At 58.8% G+C, this 18,937-nt stretch carries 8 protein-coding genes and 2 rRNA genes; 5 read left to right on the top strand and 5 right to left on the bottom strand.

Annotation, left to right across the window (positions count from 1 at the left end; genetic code table 11):
• Nucleotides 1-137 precede the first annotated feature (137 nt).
• Together SSARUM_RS01335 and rrf are read left to right on the top strand one after the other, a co-directional pair.
• Nucleotides 138-3,045 (top strand): 23S ribosomal RNA (locus SSARUM_RS01335).
• A 104-nt stretch (nt 3,046-3,149) separates the two neighbouring features.
• Nucleotides 3,150-3,265: ribosomal RNA gene (gene rrf / locus SSARUM_RS01340) — 5S ribosomal RNA — on the top strand.
• Between the two features lie 348 nt (nt 3,266-3,613).
• Here the strand turns inward: rrf and actP are convergent.
• From actP to acs, 3 genes are all read right to left on the bottom strand, one after another.
• Nucleotides 3,614-5,266, bottom strand: coding sequence for a cation/acetate symporter ActP (gene actP, locus SSARUM_RS01345; RefSeq protein WP_033649946.1), 1,653 nt, complete (start codon nt 5,264-5,266; stop codon nt 3,614-3,616).
• The gene (locus SSARUM_RS01350; RefSeq protein WP_004930047.1) at nt 5,263-5,574 is read right to left on the bottom strand and encodes a DUF485 domain-containing protein; all 312 of its coding nucleotides are present in this window, start codon (nt 5,572-5,574) and stop codon (nt 5,263-5,265) included. The genes actP and SSARUM_RS01350 overlap by 4 nt, the downstream gene beginning before the upstream one ends.
• A 91-nt stretch (nt 5,575-5,665) precedes the next feature.
• Entirely contained in the window at nt 5,666-7,624 is a 1,959-nt protein-coding gene (acs, locus tag SSARUM_RS01355) for an acetate--CoA ligase (RefSeq protein ID WP_033649947.1), read from the bottom strand.
• Between the two features lie 900 nt (nt 7,625-8,524).
• Between acs and gltP the strand changes: the two genes are divergently transcribed.
• Nucleotides 8,525-9,841: a glutamate/aspartate:proton symporter GltP gene (gltP, locus tag SSARUM_RS01360; RefSeq protein ID WP_015376334.1), complete on the top strand. Its 1,317-nt coding sequence runs from the start codon at nt 8,525-8,527 to the stop codon at nt 9,839-9,841.
• 274 nt (nt 9,842-10,115) lie between these two features.
• Nucleotides 10,116-11,459 (top strand): condensation domain-containing protein, encoded by a 1,344-nt coding sequence (locus SSARUM_RS01365; RefSeq protein ID WP_033655144.1) that lies wholly within the window; start codon nt 10,116-10,118, stop codon nt 11,457-11,459.
• A 42-nt stretch (nt 11,460-11,501) separates the two neighbouring features.
• Here the strand turns inward: SSARUM_RS01365 and SSARUM_RS01370 are convergent, their stop codons facing one another.
• Together SSARUM_RS01370 and SSARUM_RS01375 are read right to left on the bottom strand one after the other, a co-directional pair.
• Complete coding sequence (locus tag SSARUM_RS01370) at nt 11,502-14,597, bottom strand: amino acid adenylation domain-containing protein (protein WP_060430645.1); 3,096 nt, start codon at nt 14,595-14,597, stop codon at nt 11,502-11,504.
• Between the two features lie 64 nt (nt 14,598-14,661).
• Nucleotides 14,662-16,272, bottom strand: a complete 1,611-nt coding sequence (locus tag SSARUM_RS01375; RefSeq protein ID WP_060419672.1) for a condensation domain-containing protein — start codon at nt 16,270-16,272, stop codon at nt 14,662-14,664.
• Between the two features lie 534 nt (nt 16,273-16,806).
• On the opposite strand from SSARUM_RS01375, the gene SSARUM_RS01380 reads away from it, so the two are divergent.
• The gene (locus tag SSARUM_RS01380) at nt 16,807-18,900 is read left to right on the top strand and encodes a TonB-dependent receptor (RefSeq protein ID WP_033636744.1); all 2,094 of its coding nucleotides are present in this window, start codon (nt 16,807-16,809) and stop codon (nt 18,898-18,900) included.
• Nucleotides 18,901-18,937 lie beyond the last annotated feature (37 nt).

Genomic DNA, 18,937 nt, shown 5'->3' on the forward strand with positions numbered 1-18,937 from the left:
AATCTGGAACAAGCTGAAAATTGAAACATGACGGCTGAAATTCATTCCTCCGTAGAAGTACCGGAATGAAGAGTAACCTGTCATAGAGTCTCTCAAATGTTTGCAGCGCGAACGATGGAAACATCTTCGGGTTGTGAGGTTAAGTGACTAAGCGTACACGGTGGATGCCTAGGCAGTCAGAGGCGATGAAGGGCGTGCTAATCTGCGAAAAGCGTCGGTAAGGTGATATGAACCGTTATAACCGGCGATACCCGAATGGGGAAACCCAGTGTGTTTCGACACACTATCATGTCATGAATACATAGTGGCATGAGGCGAACCGGGGGAACTGAAACATCTAAGTACCCCGAGGAAAAGAAATCAACCGAGATTCCCCCAGTAGCGGCGAGCGAACGGGGAGGAGCCCAGAACCTGAATCGGCTTGTGTGTTAGTGGAAGCGTCTGGAAAGTCGCGCAGCAAAGGGTGATAGCCCCGTACACTAAAATGCACAGGTCGTGAGTTCGATGAGTAGGGCGGGACACGTGACATCCTGTCTGAATATGGGGGGACCATCCTCCAAGGCTAAATACTCCTGACTGACCGATAGTGAACCAGTACCGTGAGGGAAAGGCGAAAAGAACCCCGGCGAGGGGAGTGAAATAGAACCTGAAACCGTGTACGTACAAGCAGTGGGAGCACCTTCGTGGTGTGACTGCGTACCTTTTGTATAATGGGTCAGCGACTTATATTTTGTAGCAAGGTTAACCGTATAGGGGAGCCGTAGGGAAACCGAGTCTTAACTGGGCGAATAGTTGCAAGGTATAGACCCGAAACCCGGTGATCTAGCCATGGGCAGGTTGAAGGTTGGGTAACACTAACTGGAGGACCGAACCGACTAATGTTGAAAAATTAGCGGATGACTTGTGGCTGGGGGTGAAAGGCCAATCAAACCGGGAGATAGCTGGTTCTCCCCGAAAGCTATTTAGGTAGCGCCTCGTGAACTCATCTTCGGGGGTAGAGCACTGTTTCGGCTAGGGGGCCATCCCGGCTTACCAAACCGATGCAAACTCCGAATACCGAAGAATGTTATCACGGGAGACACACGGCGGGTGCTAACGTCCGTCGTGAAGAGGGAAACAACCCAGACCGCCAGCTAAGGTCCCAAAGTCATGGTTAAGTGGGAAACGATGTGGGAAGGCACAGACAGCCAGGATGTTGGCTTAGAAGCAGCCATCATTTAAAGAAAGCGTAATAGCTCACTGGTCGAGTCGGCCTGCGCGGAAGATGTAACGGGGCTAAACCATGCACCGAAGCTGCGGCAGCGACGCTTAGGCGTTGTTGGGTAGGGGAGCGTTCTGTAAGCCGTTGAAGGTGGCCTGTGAGGGTTGCTGGAGGTATCAGAAGTGCGAATGCTGACATAAGTAACGATAAAGCGGGTGAAAAGCCCGCTCGCCGGAAGACCAAGGGTTCCTGTCCAACGTTAATCGGGGCAGGGTGAGTCGACCCCTAAGGCGAGGCTGAAAAGCGTAGTCGATGGGAAACAGGTTAATATTCCTGTACTTGGTGTTACTGCGAAGGGGGGACGGAGAAGGCTAGGCTGGCCGGGCGACGGTTGTCCCGGTTTAAGCGTGTAGGGGGTGTGACCTGGTAAATCCGGTTGCATACTAACCCTGAGGCGTGATGACGATGCACTACGGTGCAGAAGTAGTTGATGCCCTGCTTCCAGGAAAAGCCTCTAAGCTCCAGGTAACATTAAATCGTACCCCAAACCGACACAGGTGGTCAGGTAGAGAATACCAAGGCGCTTGAGAGAACTCGGGTGAAGGAACTAGGCAAAATGGTGCCGTAACTTCGGGAGAAGGCACGCTGGCATGTAGGTGAAGTCCCTTGCGGATGGAGCTGAAGCCAGTCGAAGATACCAGCTGGCTGCAACTGTTTAATAAAAACACAGCACTGTGCAAACACGAAAGTGGACGTATACGGTGTGACGCCTGCCCGGTGCTGGAAGGTTAATTGATGGGGTCAGCCGCAAGGCGAAGCTCTTGATCGAAGCCCCAGTAAACGGCGGCCGTAACTATAACGGTCCTAAGGTAGCGAAATTCCTTGTCGGGTAAGTTCCGACCTGCACGAATGGCGTAATGATGGCCAGGCTGTCTCCACCCGAGACTCAGTGAAATTGAACTCGCTGTGAAGATGCAGTGTACCCGCGGCAAGACGGAAAGACCCCGTGAACCTTTACTATAGCTTGACACTGAACATTGAGCCTTGATGTGTAGGATAGGTGGGAGGCTTTGAAGCGTGGACGCCAGTCTGCGTGGAGCCATCCTTGAAATACCACCCTTTAATGTTTGATGTTCTAACTCGGCCCCATAATCTGGGGTGAGGACAGTGTCTGGTGGGTAGTTTGACTGGGGCGGTCTCCTCCCAAAGAGTAACGGAGGAGCACGAAGGTTAGCTAATCACGGTCGGACATCGTGAGGTTAGTGCAAAGGCATAAGCTAGCTTGACTGCGAGAGTGACGGCTCGAGCAGGTACGAAAGTAGGTCTTAGTGATCCGGTGGTTCTGAATGGAAGGGCCATCGCTCAACGGATAAAAGGTACTCCGGGGATAACAGGCTGATACCGCCCAAGAGTTCATATCGACGGCGGTGTTTGGCACCTCGATGTCGGCTCATCACATCCTGGGGCTGAAGTAGGTCCCAAGGGTATGGCTGTTCGCCATTTAAAGTGGTACGCGAGCTGGGTTTAGAACGTCGTGAGACAGTTCGGTCCCTATCTGCCGTGGGCGTTGGAAGATTGAGAGGGGTTGCTCCTAGTACGAGAGGACCGGAGTGAACGCACCACTGGTGTTCGGGTTGTCATGCCAATGGCATTGCCCGGTAGCTAAGTGCGGAAAAGATAAGCGCTGAAAGCATCTAAGCGCGAAACTTGCCTCAAGATGAGTCTTCCCTGGGCCTTTAAGGCCCCTGAAGGAACGTTTAAGACTAAGACGTTGATAGGCTGGGTGTGTAAGTGCAGCGATGCATTGAGCTAACCAGTACTAATGATCCGTGAGGCTTAACCTTACAACACCGAAGGTGTTTTAGAGACGAAGATGTTTTCAGCGAAGTTCCGAGATTGGTTCTGATGGCGACACGAGAGTGAAGCGGTTGGAATGAAACAGAATTTGCCTGGCGGCAATAGCGCGGTGGTCCCACCTGACCCCATGCCGAACTCAGAAGTGAAACGCCGTAGCGCCGATGGTAGTGTGGGGTCTCCCCATGCGAGAGTAGGACACTGCCAGGCATCAAATAAAACAACAAGCCTCATGCGAAAGCATGGGGCTTTTTGTTTTGTCTGTTATCTGGCGTTCTGCTCGAGCATGGCCATGCGAAAGGCCCGTCGGGAACGGGCCTTAACGCCGCGTGCGGCGGCCCCGGAGGGGAGAGTCTCAGGATGAGACGAATTGTGTAGGACACTGCCAGGCATCAAACCAAGCCGAAAGCCCTGAACTGACGTTCAGGGCTTTTTGCTATGCGTAAAACGCAAAAAAGCGCAGCTATGCTGCGCTGTTTCTCCGACAAAAACAGCCAGAGAAAAGGCCCCGAAGGGCCTTTGATTAGGGTGTGTTTGCTTTTTTCACTTATTATTCGGTTAATGCGAGCTACCCTGAGAGATGCCCAACCCGGTTTGCGAACGGACAAACTGAGCCCGGAAGCGTTCCCGCTCTTGCTGCCCGGCCAGTGAGCTGTCGGTGATCGAGAATAGCCAGGTACCGACAAAGGCGACAATCATCGAGAACAGCGCCGGATATTCATACGGGTAAATCGGTTTTTCATGGCCGAGGATCTGCACCCAGATCGTCGGGCCGAGGATCATCAGAATCACTGCCGTCAACAGGCCCAGCCAGCCGCCAATCATCGCGCCGCGAGTGGTCAAACGCGACCAGTACATCGACAGGATGATGATAGGGAAGTTACAGCTGGCGGCGATGGAGAACGCCAACCCGACCATAAAGGCGATGTTCTGCTTCTCGAACAAGATCCCCAGGGCAATGGCGACAATGCCTAGCACTACAACGGTGATCTTAGATACTCTCAGTTCGTCGCGCTCGGTCGCCTTGCCGTTTTTCATCACGCTGGCGTACAGGTCATGGGAAACGGCCGAGGCGCCGGCCAGCGTCAGGCCTGCAACGACCGCCAGAATGGTGGCGAAGGCCACCGCCGAGATAAAGCCGAGGAAGAAGTTGCCGCCAACGGCATTGGCCAGGTGCACCGCCGCCATGTTGGTGCCGCCCAGCAGCGCGCCGGTGGCGTCTTTGAACGCCGGATTGGCGCTGACCAACAAGATGGCGCCGAAGCCGATGATAAAGGTCAGGATATAGAAATAACCGATAAAACCGGTGGCGTAGAACACGCTCTTGCGCGCTTCTTTGGCGTCACTCACGGTGAAAAAGCGCATCAGGATGTGCGGCAGACCGGCGGTGCCGAACATCAGCGCCAGGCCGAGCGACAGCGCGGAAATCGGATCGGACACCAGGCCGCCTGGGCTCATGATGGCGATGCCTTTCGGATGCACCTTCACCGCTTCGGCGAACAGGGTGTTGAAGTCGAAGTTAACCGACTTCATCACCATCAGCGCCATAAAGCTGGCGCCGGACAGCAGCAGCACCGCCTTGATGATTTGCACCCAGGTGGTGGCCAGCATGCCGCCGAACAGCACGTACAGCACCATCAGGATACCGACCAGGATCACCGCCACGTGGTAGTTGAGCCCGAACAGCAGCTGGATCAGCTTGCCGGCGCCGACCATCTGCGCGATCAGATACAGCGCCACCACCACCAAAGAGCCGCAGGCCGACAGGGTACGGATCGGTTTCTGTTTTAGGCGGTAAGAGGCGACATCGGCAAAGGTATAGCGGCCGAGGTTGCGCAGGCGCTCCGCGATCAGGAACAGAATGATCGGCCAGCCGATGAGGAAGCCGATGGAATAGATCAGGCCGTCATAGCCCGAGGTGTAGACCAGGGCGGAGATGCCGAGAAACGAGGCGGCAGACATGAAGTCGCCGGCGATCGCCAGCCCGTTTTGCAGGCCGGTGATGCGCCCGCCCGCGGTGTAGTAATCCTGACGGGAACGGGTGCGTTTGGACGCCCAATAGGTGATGTAGAGCGTGGCGCCGACAAACAGGATAAACATCACGATCGCCTGGATGTTCAGCGGCTGACGATGTACTTCGCCGCCGATGGCTTCGGCGCAGGCCAGACCGGGCAGCAACAGCAGCGCGGTGGCAGAGAATAAGCGCTTCATTGTTTCACCTCACGCAGAATTTCTGCGGTGAGGCGATCGAACTCGCCGTTGGCGCGAAACACGTAGATCCCGGTCAAGACGAAAGAGATCACGATCAGCCCGACGCCGACCGGGATCCCGCGGGTGATGGTCGATCCGGCGGCGATCGGCGTGCCGAGCCATTGCGGATCGAAGGCGATCAACAGAATAAAGCCGACGTACAACGCCAGCGTAATCAGCGAAAGCAGCCAGGCGAACCGGCCGCGTTTTCTCACCAGCTCTTTAAAGCGCGGGTTTTCTTCAATCCCTTGATAAATGGTGTCATTCATCAGAGTGTCTCCAGTCGGTATTGAGAGATTACGCCGCGCCAGGGCCGCTCAACGGCGCGTTATCCGAATGAACGGCCTGAAGCGGCGTAAATTATGACGGCACTTTCATTGATTGTTTTTCTTCCAACAGCTTGTCGACTACGGCCGGATCCGCCAGCGTGGAGGTGTCCCCCAGGTTGCTGGTGTCGCCGGCGGCAATTTTGCGCAGGATACGCCGCATGATCTTGCCGGAGCGCGTCTTGGGCAGTGAATCTGTCCAGTGCAGCACGTCCGGCGTGGCGATCGGCCCTATCTCTTTGCGCACCCAGTTGCGCACTTCGGTATAGAGCTCCGGCGTCGGTTCTTCGCCGTGGTTCAGCGTGATGTAGGCGTAGATCGCCTGGCCTTTGATGTTATGAGGAATGCCGACCACCGCGGCTTCGGCGATTTTCGGGTGCGATACCAGCGCAGACTCGATCTCGGCGGTGCCCAGACGGTGGCCGGAGACGTTCAGCACGTCGTCGACGCGGCCGGTGATCCAGTAGTAACCGTCCTCGTCGCGACGGGCGCCGTCACCGCTGAAGTACATGCCTTTGAAGGTCGAGAAGTAGGTTTGCTCGAAGCGGTCATGATCGCCGAACAGGGTGCGTGCCTGGCCCGGCCAGGAGTCGACGATCACCAGGTTGCCTTCGCAGGCGCCTTCCTGCGGTGTGCCGACGTTATCGACCAGCGCCGGCTGTACGCCGAAGAACGGCCGCGTGGCGGAACCGGCCTTCAGCTCGGTGGCGCCCGGCAGCGGGGTAATCATGAAGCCGCCGGTTTCGGTTTGCCACCAGGTGTCGACGATCGGGCACTTTGCGTTGCCTATCTTGTTGTAGTACCACTCCCAGGCTTCCGGGTTGATCGGCTCGCCGACCGAGCCCATGATGCGCAGCGAATCGCGTCGGGTGCCTTCGATCGCCTTGTCGCCTTCGGCCATCAGGGCGCGAATGGCGGTTGGTGCGGTATACAGAATGTTGACCTGGTGCTTGTCGATCACCTGCGACAGGCGATTGACGCCCGGATAGTTAGGCACGCCTTCGAACATCAGCGTGGTGGCGCCGCAGGCCAGCGGGCCGTACAGCAGATAGCTGTGGCCGGTAACCCAGCCCACGTCGGCGGTGCACCAGTAAATGTCGCCGTCGTGGTAGTCAAACACATATTTAAAGGTCATCGCGGCGTACACCAGGTAGCCGCCAGTGGTGTGCAGCACGCCTTTCGGTTTGCCGGTCGAGCCTGAGGTGTACAGGATAAACAGCGGATCTTCGGCGTTCACTTCTTCCGGCGGGCAGTCGGCGGAGACGCCCTGGATCAGCTCATGCCACCACAGATCGCGCCCTTCCTGCCAGTAGCCCGGTTTCCCGGTGCGTTGGAACACCACCACGTTGGTGACGCTAACCACGCTGGGATTTTTCAGCGCATCATCGACGTTCTTTTTCAGCGGCACGGCGCGGCCGGCGCGCAGGCCTTCATCGGCGGTGATCACCAGCTTGGCGTTGGAGTCGATAATGCGCCCGGCGACCGCTTCCGGCGAGAAGCCGCCGAAGATCACCGAATGTACGGCGCCGATGCGCGCGCAGGCCAGCATCGCGACCGCCGCTTCCGGCACCATCGGCATATAGATAGCCACCACGTCGCCCTTTTTCACGCCGAGCTTTTTCAGCACGTTGGCGAACTGGCAGACGTCATGGTGCAACTGTTTGTAAGTCACTTTTTTGGATTGGGTCGGGTCATCGCCTTCCCAGATAATGGCGGTTTGGTCGCCGCGCTCGGCCAAATGGCGGTCCAGACAGTTGGCCGCCAGGTTCAACGTGCCGTCTTCAAACCAGCGAATGCTGACGTGGCCCGGATCGAACGAGGTATTTTTAACTTTGGTATAGGGTTTGATCCAATCCAGGATTTTGCCATGCTCACCCCAGAAAGCCTCTGGGTCTTGAACCGACTGTTGATAATACTCTTGGTATTGTGCCGGATTAATCAGGGCGCGTTCTGCAATTGCAGAAGGAATAGCGTGTTTATGCAGTTGGCTCATAGCTTTTCTCCTTGAAGTTGTTAATGATATGTCAACTGAAGGTTAAGTATAGTTTGCTACGATTCTTTGTTTCTTTTTTGCGCGGCAGATCACGCAACAAAGATATTGATTTGTAATCGTTCTGTCGCATTTGCAGGGCATATCTATCTCTTTGGTGCTTAAATCCCCATAAACCCGCATTTTTAACCAAAAACACTTATATAAAGAACAAAAAAGAATAAACAAAGAAGGGGGTAACTGCCTCTCTATTAATAGATACGCGCAGGGTCATAATTATTTCTCGCTATAAATCTTTTTGGATTATTTTTCGCTATTAATATTCGAAGTTGGTATTAACACCATATAACGATGGACGACACATCGTGAAATAACGTTTTATTAACCTTAATTCCTGATGAAAGGTTGGATGATGCCTTATGGCATTCGCTCTGCGATATCGTTCGTTTTTTAATCTGAATATAAAGTGGCGCTGCATTTATGGCCGAAAGTGTCACTCGGTCAATTCTCATTTATTTGACTTTTAAGTAACAAAATATAAACATTTTATGCGGATTAAATATGCAGAATGGGTGAAAAATAACGCATTTTAATGGCGTTCAAAAAATCGTCTCCGGCGTGCTTACGTGCTTCATTGTATGAAAAATTATGTTTTTAATAACAAGCAATTATGCCGTTTGAAATAGTAACGCGAAATTTTTGTTATTCGATTCAGCGCTCAACCCTGACAAATCAAGGCTTGCAGAGCATGCCGCCCGGATGATACAGATTTATACTGCGTCGCACCCAGGGCAGGTGAACGCTTCCACTGAATTAACATAAGCCTGTAATAAATGATTAAGTATTCTTTTCGCCGTGTTGCGACTTTGTACGGCGAAAAGGGTCTTTGAGGACTTTTTGGGTATGAAAAGTGTAAAAATTAGCCTGGCTTGGCAAATCCTGATCGCGTTGGTGCTGGGTATTATTGTTGGCGCGGTATTGCACAACCAGACCGAATCTCGTGAGTGGCTGGTGAGTAATATTCTCAGCCCGGCGGGCGATATCTTTATTCGTCTGATCAAGATGATTGTGGTGCCGATCGTTATTTCCACGCTGATCGTCGGTATTGCCGGTGTGGGCGATGCGAAAAAGCTGGGCCGCATCGGATTGAAAACCATTATCTACTTCGAAGTGATCACCACCGTCGCCATCGTGGTGGGGTTGACGTTGGCCAACGTATTCCAACCCGGCCACGGCATCGATATGTCGACGCTGACCACGGTGGACATTTCGCAGTATGAGAAAACCACCGAACAGGTGCAAAGCGGTTCGCACAGCCTGGTGGCGACCATTCTGTCGCTGATCCCGTCGAACGTCTTCTCGTCGATGGCCAAGGGCGACATGTTGCCGATTATCTTCTTCTCGGTGCTGTTCGGTCTGGGGCTGTCGTCGTTGCCGAAAGAGACCAAAGAACCGCTGCTGAAGGTGTTCAAGGCGGTGTCCGAAAGCATGTTCAAAGTCACCCACATGATCATGCGCTATGCGCCGATCGGGGTGTTTGGCCTGATTGCGGTCACGGTAGCCAACTTCGGTTTCGCTTCGCTGCTGCCGCTGGCCAAACTGGTGGTGCTGGTGTACTTCGCCATCGCGTTCTTCGCCCTGGTGGTGCTGGGGGCGGTCGCCCGGCTGTGCAACCTGCGCATCTGGACGCTGATCCGCATCCTGAAAGACGAACTGATCCTGGCTTATTCCACCGCCAGCTCGGAAACGGTGCTGCCGCGCATCATCGAAAAGATGGAGGCTTACGGCGCGCCCAAGTCGATCACCAGCTTCGTGGTGCCGACCGGCTACTCCTTTAACCTGGATGGCTCGACGCTGTACCAGAGCATCGCCGCCATCTTTATCGCCCAGCTGTACGGCATCGAGCTGTCGTTGGGGCAGGAGATCGTGCTGGTGCTGACGCTGATGGTCACCTCGAAAGGGATCGCCGGCGTGCCGGGCGTCTCGTTCGTGGTGCTGCTGGCCACGCTGGGCAGCGTCGGTATTCCGCTGGAAGGCCTGGCGTTCATCGCCGGCGTGGACCGTATCCTGGATATGGCGCGCACCGCGCTGAACGTCGTGGGTAACGCGTTGGCGGTATTGGTGATCGCCAAATGGGAGCACCAGTTCGATCGCAAGAAGGCGCTGGCCTACGAAACGGAGTTTCTGGCGCAGAAGGTGAAGCCGGCCAATCAGGCCTAATCGCCGAGTCTCGTCGATGTTAAAAACGCCCCGGGCAGTTGTGCCGGGGCGTTTTGTTTTTATGGCCCTTCAATCTGCCGCTTTCTTTGCTTTGCCCTATTGCGCGACTTGCATCCCCGCTTAACAGAATCTAAAGTGTTACCAAATTAATAGAAATGATAATAGATGTTATTATCATTTTCATTTGATGATGTATGGAGACACGCAAAAGCCGTTGAACGGCGGGGTTACGCCCGTTCGGCGTCTTTATTCGGGCTTATCAAAGGTAGGTAACATGTCGGACACCGCTTTGGCCTCTGAATGGTTGCCGCTGGCGCCAGCGCAGCTTGATTTCTGGGAAGAACACACCTTGCACCCCGGGCAGACCCTGTCCACCGTCGCACACTGCACCGAACTGTGCGGCGCGGTAGAGGAAGAGACGCTCTGCCGGGCGATCGCCACTACCCTCGCCGAGACGCAGGCGTTTGCCCTGCGCTTTGGTGAGCGGCGTGGCGACGCTCCTCCGCCGTTACGGCACGATCCACAACGCATACCGCCATTACAACGCATCGATCTGCAAACGCACGGCGATCCCTGGCAGGCGGCGCAAAGCCTGATGCGCGAAGATATCGCGCAGCGCCGGGCGCTGCACAGCGAGCCGCTAGCCGCCGCCTGGCTGCTCAAGCTGGGGCCGGAGCGCTACCTCTGGTACGTGCGTGCGCACCATATTCTGGTTGATGGCTTCGGCATGGCCTTGATTGAACACCGCTGCGCCGCGTTATATGCGCACTATCTGGGTGAAGGCAGCGCGGGTATTCCCTTTGGCGCCTTTGACGCCTTTCAACAGGCCGAGCTGGCCTACGCTGATTCTGAGCGATGCGAGCGCGATCGGCGCTTTTGGCAGAGCTATCTGCCGCCGTCGCAGGCGCTGCCGACGGTGCGCAAGGGCGGTGAGGCCTATGGCGTGCGGCGTCTAAGCACCCACCACCGGCTGCCGGCGGCGGTATCGCAACGGCTGGCACAGCTGGCGGAACGCAGCGGCATCAATTGGCCCGACTTGCTGGTGGCGCTGTCGGCGGCCTGGCTGTTTCAGGTGATGCCGCGCGACACCCGACAAGGCGATACGCTGCCGATGTGGATGCCGGCGATGAATCGCCGCGGGCAGGCTGCCACCAACGTGCCTTCGCTGGCGGTCAACACGCTGCCGCTGCTGGTGTCGCCACCCCCGTCGGCGACGCTGGGAGATTTTCTGATGACGATGGCGCAGCAACTGCGGGAGCTGCGCAGCCACGCCGGCTACCGCCTGCGTCAACTGGCCGCCGATCGCGGCGTGGAGCCAGACTCGCGCTTCTTTATTTCTCCTTTCATCAACGTGCAACCCTTCGATGCGCCCCGGTTTACCGGCTGCAGCGGCACCCGCCGCGTATTGGCCGGCGGTTCGGGCGACGGTTTTAATCTGACTTATCGCGGCCGCACCGACGCCCGCGATCTGCAGGTCGATATCGATATTTATCTGGAACAGTTCCCGACGGAGGATGTGCTGGACTATGGCGAGGCGCTGCAAGAGTTTCTGTTGCGCGCGCTGCAGCGGGAAGCCTGGGAACAACCGCTGGCGGCTCTGACGGCGTTGCCTGCCTGATAAAGTGCGGGCGGGGGATGTCCCCGCCCGAGTTTTATGGCATCAATTGGCCAGCAATGCCGCCACTTCGCGCGCGTTCTTGCATGGCAGGAGCGAACTGCTTACCAGCCGGGTGCCGAAAGCGTCATTGAGGCGCTCCGCCACCTGTTTGATATGCGGCAACTTCAGCCCCATGGTGATAAACGCCGTCTCTTCCCCCCATTCCGGGCGTGGCGTTACGCCGATCGCCTGCCAGTAAATAGTCAGGATCTCTGCGCTGCGCGCCAAAGGCGCGTTCGGCGGCGGCGCCGCACAGGCGTTCAGCGCCGGCGCGGTTTGCTGGTCGCTCAGGTCGGCGCGGATGCGATGGCGGTCGGTTTTGCCGTTGGCGGACAGCGGCAGCGCCTCGGCATGGATAAAGCGCGTGGGAATATGGGTGCAGGGCAGATAGCCGGTGGCGAAGGCGCGGATCTCGGACAGCGGCAGCGGTTTGCCGTCGCGGGTCAGATACAGGGCGCCGAGCGCCGCTTCGTTGTTCTCTCCACTGGGATAGTCCACCACCACCATATCCAGGATCGCCGGATGGCGGCGCAGCACATCTTCGATTTCCGGCAACGAGACGCGCACGCCGCGGATCTTCACATACCCGTTCACCCGGGTGGCGAACATGATGTTGCCGTCCGCACGGTAGTAGCCCTGATCGCCGGTGCGGAAAGCGCGCAGCGGTTGCCCGTCCGGCCCTTCGAGGGTGACGAAGTCATGCTGCTTCAGCTCCCCCTGCTCCAGATAGCCCAACGCCAGGTTGACCCCGGCGGTATGAATGCGGCCGACCACGCCGGCCGGGCAGTGGCTGCCGTCGTCATGGCAGATGAAGTAGCGGTTGGCCGGCAGCGGGCGGCCGTAAGGCACGGTGCCGCTCTCCTGCGGGGCGATCGGGTGCCAGATGCTCCAGATGGTGGTTTCGGTCGGCCCGCCGAGCGAGAACAGCGCGAGATCCGGGCGCAGGGTGCGCAGGGTTTGCACCGTCGCCGGCTTGATGTAGTCGCCGCCTTGCGCCACCAGGCGCAGCGAACGCAGGCTGTCGGCCGTTTTGCAGGTGAGCAGCATCTCCAGAATGGCGGGCACCGAACACCACAGGGTGACCCGGTGCTTTTCCACCAGCTGGTTCCAGCTGATGGCGTCCTTTTCCTGATGCGGCGCCGGCAGTACCAGCGTGGCGCCGGCGCACAGCGAACCGAACAGATCGAACATCGACATGTCATGGTGCGGCGGCGTGACGGAAATGAAGACGTCGTCGGCAGTGACCGCCCAGCGTTGCTGAGTCTGGTGGACGACGTTGGCGGTGGCGCGGTTGTTGAGCACCACGCATTTGGGTTTACCGGTGGTGCCGGAGGTATACAGGTAGTAGCTCGCGGCCTGGCTGGCGCTGCGTTCCGCCAACGTCTGTTCATCCGGCAGCGCAGGCGCGCGATCCGTCGGCGCCAGCAGGGCCGCCGGCGTTACGCCGATCGGCGTCTCCAGATCGCCGCCGTGCACCACCAGCGTCGGCCGGCAGTTTTCCAGCAGGTAGGCGGTGCGCTCCGGCGGCGAGTTGATATCGACAGGCACCCAGATCACGCCCTGCAGGGCGCAGGCGAGGCTGAAGATGATCTGTTCCGGGCTGCGCGGCAGATACAGCGCCACCACGTTGCCCGGCTGCACGCCGCGGCTCTGCAGGTTGGCGATCGCCGTGGCGATCCGCTGGCCCAGTTCGCGGTAGGTCAGCGTCTGTTCGCCGCAGATCAGCGCGTTGCCGCCGTTTTGTACGCCAAACAGCCGCTCGGCCAGCTGCGCCAAATAAGGATAAGGTGCGTAATTCGCTTCGCTGTCGTTGTGGCGGTAATGCGCCAGATCGATGAAGTCCCGCGGCGCGATCGCCAGGTCTGCCCGTTGGCAGCTGTGCAGGATGCGTCGCTGCAGTGCCGCCAGCATGGCTTCTACCTGCTCGCCGTGCAGCGCCTGCTCGGCGTAGTCCACGCACAGCTGCAGGTTTTTTTCGCTGTCCAGCGTCAGGCGAATGTCGATGGCGACCTGCGGCGTTTGGGTCAGGCCGTCGTGGAAGCGCACCGGCGCCTCGGCCGGCAGCGTTTCCCAGCCCAGGCAGTTGGTCAGGATCACCGGCAGCGCCGGGCCGCCCTGGCTTTGGCCGAGCAACTGCCGCGCCAGATCGACGCCGGAAAACGTCAGGTGGTCGAGCGCGCCGAGCACGTCGTCCTGTAAGGCTTGCGCGCGCTGGATAAAGTCTTCGCCGTGGCGGGAATAGCGCACCGCCACGAAGCTGGAGGCGTTGCCCAGAGCGCCGTCGGCGGCGGGGAACGCTACCGGCACGCCGACGCACAGCTCGCCGTCGGTGGTCCAGTGGGCCAGCGTATCGAGGATCAGCGCCGACAGCAGGCTGTTGCGCAGCAGCGCATGCGGCGATCCCAGACGGCCAAGCCGTTTTATCGTATCGCGCGGCAGCGTCAGGCTGGCGCGGCGATAGCGCGACGAGGTGAGATTGGCGAGCGGGGCGCGCCACGGCAACGCCGACGGCGTGGTGACATCCTGCAGCTTTTCGCGCCAGTAGGCGGCGTCGGCCTGGCGCTGCGCCGCCGATGCGGTGGGGAGCGGCAGCGCGGCGGCGGTCGGCGTCAGAGGGCGATCGTCGAACAGGCGTGCGATCACGGTGGAGATCCCTTGGCCGTCGAGGATCAAGGCATCGAAACTGGTAAAGATCAGCGTATCGTACGGCGATCCCGTCGGATCCTGCTGTTCGGCAAGTTGGATCACGGCGATGCGCCACAGCGGTTGGCTCGGATCGTGGCGCTGGTGGGAGTAACGCTCGCGCAGTTGTTCGACCTGGCGCTGCGCCGCTTCGCCATCAAGGGCGCGCAGATCGTGACGATCCAGATGCAGCGTCACCTCCGGGCGTACGTGCTGCGTGCCGCGCTGCACATCGATGCAGGTGCGCAACGCCGGGTAGTGCTGTACCAGCTCGGTCAGGCGCGCTTCAAAGCGCGGCATATCCGGCTGCCGGGCGCGGTATTCGCGAAAGTCGTGCATCGCCACGCCGCCGAGCGGCCATCGATCGCTGCGGCCCAGAAGATAGGCCTGCTGCAGTGCGGTTAATGCTGTCTCCATGGTACTTCCCTATAGTCGCTAACCGATTAAAACGAGCCGGGCGCCGCGCGCCCGGAAACCGATCTCAGTGCTGCGGCGCCAGCGCGGCGAGCAGCGTTTTCGCATGCCGTCCTGCCTCGGGCGAGCGTTGGCAGATCAGCGCCGCCAGCGCCGCAGGGGAGGAATGCGCCGCCAGATCCTGTGCCGTCAGCGCCGCCGCCAGATACTTGTTGAGCACCGTCAGCAGCGCGTTCACCCCGGCATCCGGCAAGGCCAACCGGCGGATATCGTCGTGGTCGCGCAAGCCGGCCCCGGGGGCCACCCGCGCCAGCAGCCGATGCAGCACCTGGCGCACCGGTGCCTGCTGCGCCAGCGCGTCGGGCGTGCATTGCGCCAACAGCTGCGACAGCGGGCGATCGAACGCCTCCGTTTGCCGCGCGGCCAAGTGCAGCAGCGCCCGGTAACAGGCCAGCAGGCGTGGCAGCACCTGCTCGGGGAACGCATCCAGCCGCACGTCCCAGTTGATCAGAATGCCGTCGTCGACGTGGGCGACCTGCGCATCCAGCGCCACCTGCGGCCCCTGAGAGATGACCCAGCCGAGATGGCCGAAGGTGTCGGTGACCCGTTCGGAAAACAGCGTCTTGCCGCGGATGCCGAAACCGGCGGTAAACACCACCGGCGAAGGCTGCAGGCTGCCGTGCAGGCGCGACAGATCGCGCATCACGCTCACGCCGGGGTAATCCGCATGCTCGATCAGCTCCGCCAGCTGCGTCATCAGGCGCCGGCAGAAGGCGCTCAGATTTTCCGTCGGGTTCAGCTCCACGCCGAGCAGCACCAGGTTAGAGAAATCGCCGATGAGGCGATGCGCGTCCTCCCGCTCGCTCTCGCGGTGGAACAGCGGCACGTTGAGCCGAAAGCGCGTCATGTTCCAACCCTGGCCGACGGCCAGCGCGAACAGCGCTAAAAACAGCGTCGAGAGCGAGGTGTGGTGCCGTTTGGCGACGTCCTCCAGTGCGCGGCTTTCTTCCGCATTCAGCTGTATGGCCAGGCGATCGCTGCGGCAGCGGTCCGGCGTGCGCAGCAGGTGCGGCGCCGGTGGCACCTGCGCCAGGCGCTCACGCCACCAACGCTGGCCGCGTTCGCGTCGCTGGCGCAGCGCCTCGTCGGCGTCGCGCCGTTCGAGGTGGTCGAAGTAGGCCGGCGGCATGTCATGGGGGGGCGCCGGTGGGCACTGGTGATAAAACGCCGTCAGATCTTCCATCAACAGGCGAAAGCTCATGGCATCGCCGGCGATCATATCGAGATCGACATGCAGGCGGCTGCGCCCTTCCGGCAACAGGCTCAGGCTGATATCGCAGGGCACACCCTGTTCCAGCGGCAGCAGCTGGGTACTTTTTGCCTGGCGTTTGGCGGCGAGCGCGGCTGCCAGCGTCGCTGTATCGGCGTGCCGCCAGTCGTCGAGATGCAAGGTGTGCCGGGGGCCGGGAGGCGCGATCGTCTGCCGGCCATCATCGGTAATGCGCAGGCGCAACAGCGGATGATGCAGGTACAGCGCCTCGACGGCCTGGCGTAGTCGGGCGAGATCCAGCTCGCCGCCGTCGAATTCCGCATACAGGTGGGCGGCCATGCCGCCGAGGGGAGGAGCGGACTGTCGGCCTACCCAATAGGCGGCCTGCATCGTGGTCAAAGCTTTCATCGGGTATCCATTTTGATTCAGCCAACGAGACTGCAAGAATATATCCAAATGTTAATAGGAATGAAAATTATTATTATTTAATCCATTTGGCGTGAAGGTGCTATTTATAAGGGGTTTTAGCGATGCCGGGCAGATAGGGCTTTGGAGGTGAATAATTTATCTATATTATTCTTAGCATTGAAATGATTGCTTGTTATTGCAGCGCTTGTTTTACCTGCAAAAGTATAAGGATTTCTGGCTGTTTCCGTGCTCGGCTCCTCATCTTTGTTGATAATGATTTGCATTAGAAAATGCAAAATATTATCATTCTTAACACTCTTTTACGTTTTTATACAAGCTGCCGGCCGCTTCGCCGGCGGCTTGGCCGTGGACGGGGCCGCGCTCGTTTGGCCGCGAAAAACATGGGTTTGCCGCAGGGATAAGCAACAGCAAGGCCGGGAAGGCCGGAGCGTCATGGTCTGTGTGAGTGTCGATGTAGGTTGTGTAAAAAAAATCAAATTTTGTGCACCTCTGGGATGAAAGGAGAAGACATCTATGGGCAAGCATTTTGCGGCTCAACGGCATGAAAGCGTAGGAAACGGGGAAAAAGCGGGAATGAAAGCCATTGGGGCGTTTTCCTCCGTATTTTTAGGGGTTTGTTCACTGGCGATCGGTAACGTCAACGCGGCGGAAACGAAGAGCAACGAAACCTACCAGGACGCGGAAACGCTGCTGGTTACCGGTGAGAAGGTCAAACGTTCTATTTTCGACACCAGTTCCAGCGTGCAGGTGTTCGACAGCAACCGCATCGCATCGATGCCCGACGCAGTGCAGATCCCCGATCTGCTGCGCATGACCCCCAACGTGGTGGATCTGGGCATCGGCAACGAACTTCCGACCGTGCGCGGTATCGACGGTTCCGGTCCGAACGTCGGCGCCAACGCCTTCCTCAGCGGCACCCGCCCGCGCCTCAACCTGTCGTTGGACGGCCGTTCGCTGACCTATAACGAACAGGCGTTCGGCCCGCAGTCGCTGTGGGATCTGGATCGCGTTGAAGTGTTCCTCGGCCCGCAAAGCTACATTCAGGGGCGCAACGCCATCGCCGGCGCCATCGTCATGGCCAGTAAAGATCCGACCTTCGAGTGGGAAAGCGCCTTCAAGGGCGGCGCCGGCAACCAACACTCTTCGCAACTGGCCGCCATGGCGTCCGGCCCGCTGGTGGAAGATCAGTTGGCGTTCCGCGTGAGCGTCGATCGCCAGCGCCGCCGCAGCGAGGCCGATCTGCCGGCCTATGCGCCGGTGGGCGATCCGCGCGAAGTGGAAGCCACCACCGCCCGCGCCAAGCTGTTGTTCAATCCGGCCGGCTTGCGCGACCTGACTACCAAACTGACCTTTAACCATTTCGGCAGCACCGCACCACAGAACGAAAGCCTCAACCCGCAGCCGCACCCAACCAATCCGCGCCACGATCCGCGCCGCGCCGTGTTCAAAAGCAACATGAACAGCACCATCTGGGATCTGGCCTGGGAGGCCTCCGATGCGCTGACGTTGGAAAACCGCGTTATCTATACCGATTTCAACATCAACCGTCCTACCGCTTACAACATCCAATACGCCGAGATTGACGGCCAGGAAGTTCACGTAGAGCCGGTGGTGCGCTTCGGCGGCGCGGACAGCCGCCTGCACGGGCTGGCTGGGCTGCGTTATTTCCACGGTACGCAGGATGAGTTCGTCAACATCTTCGGCGGATCGACCTTCAAGGATAAAACCGATACCCATTCGGCGTTCGCTGAGCTGACCTATGCGCTGACGCCGCAGGTGGACGTGACCGCCGCCAGCCGTCTGGAACGCGAACACCGCCGCCGCGACGGCGGCAGTCAGGCGGTGCGTATCGACTTCGATGAAACCTACACCGTGTTCCTGCCGAAGCTGGACGTGGCCTGGAAACCGACGGATACCCAAACCTACGGCGCCAAGATCGCGCGCGGCTATAACGCCGGCGGCGGCGGCATCACGATCGGCACGCCGGTGGTCAGCTATACCTACGGTTCCGAGTATGTGTGGAACTATGAGCTGTACACCCGCCATCACCTGAAAGACGCCAACGTGGTGCTGACGGGTAACATCTTCTACAACGATTACAAAGACATGCAGCTGCCGTACTCGTTGGGTGAGAACTCCAGCGTGATCCGCAACGCCGACAAGGTGGAAACCTACGGCGCGGAAATCGGCGCCACCTGGCAGCCGCGTTGGGACTTTGAGCTGTTCGGCAACCTCGGCCTGCTGAAAACCGACATCAAGAAATTCTCGGGCAGCGGCGTGGAAGGGCATGAGCTGGCGCGCGCACCGGCTTACACCGCCAATATGGGCGCCAAATATCAGTTCCTGAAAGGGTGGGAGCTGAGCAGCAACGTGGCGTTTTCGGACTCCTATTACTCGGCGTATGACAACGATTCGCGCGGGCGTATCGGCTCCTATTGGACGGCCAACGCCCAGCTGGCTTACACCTTCGACTACGGCCGCGCCACGCTGTATGCGAAAAACCTGTTTGATTCCGACCGCCGCGAGATGGTCAGAAGTAATGACATCTACACGGCGACCCTGCAGCGAGGCCGCCTGGTCGGCGCGGCGGTTGAGCTGAATTTCTAACGCTATCGCGATGACGGGGGACGAATGTCCCCCGTTT

This window comes from Serratia sarumanii (assembly GCF_029962605.1).
In the GTDB taxonomy this organism is placed as follows: Bacteria; Pseudomonadota; Gammaproteobacteria; order Enterobacterales; family Enterobacteriaceae; genus Serratia; species Serratia sarumanii.

What these genes read in the sequence shown, in the direction of transcription:
- SSARUM_RS01365 (WP_033655144.1), top strand. Translation starts at nt 10,116, where the DNA reads ATGTCGGACACCGCTTTGGCCTCTGAATGGTTGCCGCTGGCGCCAGCG.
- SSARUM_RS01380 (WP_033636744.1), top strand. Translation starts at nt 16,807, where the DNA reads ATGGGCAAGCATTTTGCGGCTCAACGGCATGAAAGCGTAGGAAACGGG.
- gltP (WP_015376334.1), top strand. Translation starts at nt 8,525, where the DNA reads ATGAAAAGTGTAAAAATTAGCCTGGCTTGGCAAATCCTGATCGCGTTG.
- SSARUM_RS01350 (WP_004930047.1), bottom strand. Translation starts at nt 5,574, where the DNA reads ATGAATGACACCATTTATCAAGGGATTGAAGAAAACCCGCGCTTTAAA.
- SSARUM_RS01375 (WP_060419672.1), bottom strand. Translation starts at nt 16,272, where the DNA reads ATGAAAGCTTTGACCACGATGCAGGCCGCCTATTGGGTAGGCCGACAG.
- actP (WP_033649946.1), bottom strand. Translation starts at nt 5,266, where the DNA reads ATGAAGCGCTTATTCTCTGCCACCGCGCTGCTGTTGCTGCCCGGTCTG.
- SSARUM_RS01370 (WP_060430645.1), bottom strand. Translation starts at nt 14,597, where the DNA reads ATGGAGACAGCATTAACCGCACTGCAGCAGGCCTATCTTCTGGGCCGC.
- acs (WP_033649947.1), bottom strand. Translation starts at nt 7,624, where the DNA reads ATGAGCCAACTGCATAAACACGCTATTCCTTCTGCAATTGCAGAACGC.